At 67.0% G+C, this 3,156-nt stretch carries 3 protein-coding genes; all 3 read right to left on the reverse strand.

Annotated elements, in window-relative coordinates; all coding sequences use genetic code 11:
• Positions 1 to 343 precede the first annotated feature (343 nt).
• A complete protein-coding gene (locus tag VH914_14820; GenBank protein HEX4492477.1) occupies positions 344 to 2,047 on the reverse strand; it encodes an IS66 family transposase in 1,704 nt (567 codons plus the stop codon).
• Between the two features lie 90 nt (positions 2,048 to 2,137).
• Positions 2,138 to 2,512 carry an IS66 family insertion sequence element accessory protein TnpB gene (gene tnpB, locus VH914_14825; GenBank protein HEX4492478.1) on the reverse strand — a complete coding sequence of 125 codons (375 nt, stop codon included), beginning with the start codon at positions 2,510 to 2,512 and terminating at the stop codon, positions 2,138 to 2,140.
• Positions 2,509 to 2,841 carry a hypothetical protein gene (locus VH914_14830; protein ID HEX4492479.1) on the reverse strand — a complete coding sequence of 111 codons (333 nt, stop codon included), beginning with the start codon at positions 2,839 to 2,841 and terminating at the stop codon, positions 2,509 to 2,511. The genes tnpB and VH914_14830 overlap by 4 nt, the downstream gene beginning before the upstream one ends.
• Positions 2,842 to 3,156: the final 315 nt, after the last annotated feature.

The raw sequence follows: 3,156 nt of genomic DNA on the forward strand, positions 1-3,156 counted from the left end.
AGTCGGTCGACCCGAAACACAAAGTATCTTCACGCGGCCACGTCGATCATCTGTCCTTCGCCACAACTCCATCCGCGCCATCGGCGTGCGCCCGATCCGCTCACGACGGCAGATCTGCCGGCCTCGCGGTGACGCGTGCCAGCGACTCATCGATGCCGTTGCTGGGTGTCCGTCCGCCCGAACGCACCGGACATCGGCCGCACGGCCGCTGCGGCCGCGATACTCTGCGCGGCTTTTCGGCAGCCAATGCTGCCGGGCCGGTTCGTGCGGCCCAATCCTGCCCCAGTGCGCACTCGTCCGCCGACATCCGTACGGTCGCCGTCCGGTCGTGGCGGGACACGCGTCAGGGCGCCGGACCGGCAGCAGCCGCGCGGCGAGCCTTCCAGGCGGCAGGCAGCAACTCGGGAAGCTTGATCAGTTGTATGCGGCGCGCGAGCAGCGGCACAACGTCGTGCAGATACTCAGTCGGATTGACACTCGCGACTCTGCAGCATCCAAGGATCGTATACGCGATCGCTGCGCGTTCACCGCCGGCGTCGGAGCCGGCGAATAGGTAGTTCTTGCGAGTAAGGGCTGCGCGGACGTGGAGCCGTTCGACAGCGCCGTTATCCATCGGCACGAGGCCGGATTCGAGGAAGCGGCCGAGCGGGACGCGATGATTGAGCAAGTAGCGGATCGCTTCGCCCAGCTTGCTCGTCGGTGGCTCGTAGGGCTGGTGAACCTTCGCCCACGCGACGAGCTCGTCGAACACAGGCTTGCTCTGCGCCTGCCGCACGACGAGCTTCTCGTCCAGGTCGTGGAGACGAATCTCGTCCTCGATCTCGTAGAGCTTCTTGTACGCGGCGATCGGCAATGCCGCGCGCTTGTCGCCCGCGTCGAGCGCCGTCACAAAGTAGCGGCGTGCGTGCATGTTGCAACCGCACTCGATCAGCTTTGGGTTGTTCAGGAAGCTGGCGTCGAACACGTTCGAGGCGTCGGCGACGGTGAAGCCCTCGCGCAGGGCCAGAATATCTTCCGGCCCCATTTCACCCTCCTTCTGGCCCTCCGCTTTCCCCGTCGAGGCAAAGATGTACGCGGCGACGCCATCACCGACGTAGCCCCACAGGGCACCGATGCGTTTGCCGCCGGGCGCGCCATGATCGAGCACCGGCAAGCCCGTCGCGTCGAGGTGCATCACCTTCGATCCAATGCATGCGGCGATGGCCGCACGCCACAGCGGGCGCAGCAGGTCGGCCATCCACATGATCTGATCGCAGAGCGTCGACACCGCGAGGTCGAGCCCGAGGCGCGCGAAGCGCTGCTTCTGGCGATGCAGCGGCAGACCGTCGTCGTATTTTCCGATGAACAGGTCGATCACGAGCGCGTCGCCGAGCTTGCCGCCGGGCACGACCTTGTCGCCGAGCGGAGCGCGGACCAACTCGGCTTCGCATTGCGTGCACGCCAGCTTCTCGCGCGTATCCTGCCGCACGATCACCTGTGCCGGAATGAGATCGATTACCTCGGTCGTTTCGTGCCCGATGCACGTGCGCTCTACGCCGCATCGCGGACACGGTCGCTCAGCGGCAGGGACCGACAGTGGGTTCGGCACGCGCGGCAGGTGCGGCGGTGCCGGTCGCCGCCGCGACGGTCGTTCGCGGGGTTGCTTGGTCTTGGGCTCGTCATCTTCGGCGAGGCCCGATGTGTCGCGCAGCCGCTCGTTGGCACCGGGACGCGGATCGTCGTCGTCGGCTGGCGTGTCGCCGGCCTCCCCACGCGCAATCGCGTCGAGCAACAGGACGAGCTGAGCTTTCGAGAAGGTCTCGTTCTTCTTGTAACGAGCCAGCTGTCGATCGAGCTGCCGCTGAAGCTCCGCGGCACGCGTCGTCGCGGCATCGGCACGCGTCGTCGCGAGCGCGACCCGTGTCGTCAGGTCTTCGTTCTGCTCGACGAGCTTCGCGACCAGCAAGAGCAGGTCATCGCTGCGACCGTCATCCAGCAGCCCGCGCGCGACCTCGAGCACCTCACCACGGCGCTCGCCCTCGGTCTTGTTCGCCTTCGCGGGACTCACTCCAGCGCTATCATGATCATCGAGATCGAGCGCGCAAGCACAATCGTTCCCGCCGCGCGAACAAGTTCGGTCCGGATTTTGCTCGGACGATCACGCAGCGCGCGACGCGTGCATCGGCGGGTCCCAACGCCCCGAGGCTCGCGCGCGGCGAACGTCGATCCCCTCGAGCAACATCGCCAGTTCGTGCACGTCGATCTCGATGCTCGTCGCGCCGTCGACGATCCGCGCAGGAAACGTGAAGGTGCCGCGCTCGAGCCGCTTGTGCACGATCGTGAACCCTCCCCGCGTGTACACCAGCAGCTTCACCTGATTCTTGCGACGATTGAGGAACACGAAGACGTGGCCCGCCAGCGGGTCGTGGCGTAGCACCTCGCGGACCTCGTTCGACAGGCCCTCGAAGGACCGCCGTAGGTTCGCAGGCTGTGTCGCGAAGTACACACGGACGGACCGCGGCACCAAGATCACGACGCCACCTCGAGCTCGCTGACGATCGCCGCGACCATACTCGGTGATGCGTGCGCCATCTCGATCGCGATCCCACTCGGCAGCCGGATCACGATCGACGCGGTGTCCGTCCGCGCGACGATCTTGGCTGGCACCAGCGACAAGACCGGGGCGACGGCGCGGGCTTTCGGCAGCCGCCGCCGCCACCAGTAGAGCCGCGGCGCGCTCACGCCACGGTCGCGTGCGAACGCGGCGATGGTCTGGCCGCTCTGCCGCCACTCATCGAGCACTTGGCGCGCGTCGCCCTCGGTCCATACTGCAGACAATTCAGGGAGTAAGGTGTTTCGCATCCGTCGAGGCTCGCCCGTCGCCAGCGACGACGCCGACGACCGCGCCCTCAGCTACGGGTGCATTCGGGCGGACGGACACGTACGTGTTGAACTGCCCGGCGCGCATCCTACGAGGATCGGCGTACGATGCCCACCGGAGCCCATTGGAGTCGACGATGCTGTTTGCGACCGCCGGTGATGGAGCGCGCCTCGCGTACGAGGTGCTCGGCGACGGGCCGCCGCTGCTGCTGGTCGCCGGCCAGGCGAGCGACCGCCACGTCTGGGACCGCGTGCGCGACGACTTCGCAGCGCACCACCGCGTGATCGTGTTCGACC

The organism is Acidimicrobiia bacterium, from assembly GCA_036271555.1.
Classification (GTDB): Bacteria; Actinomycetota; Acidimicrobiia; order IMCC26256; family PALSA-610; genus DATBAK01.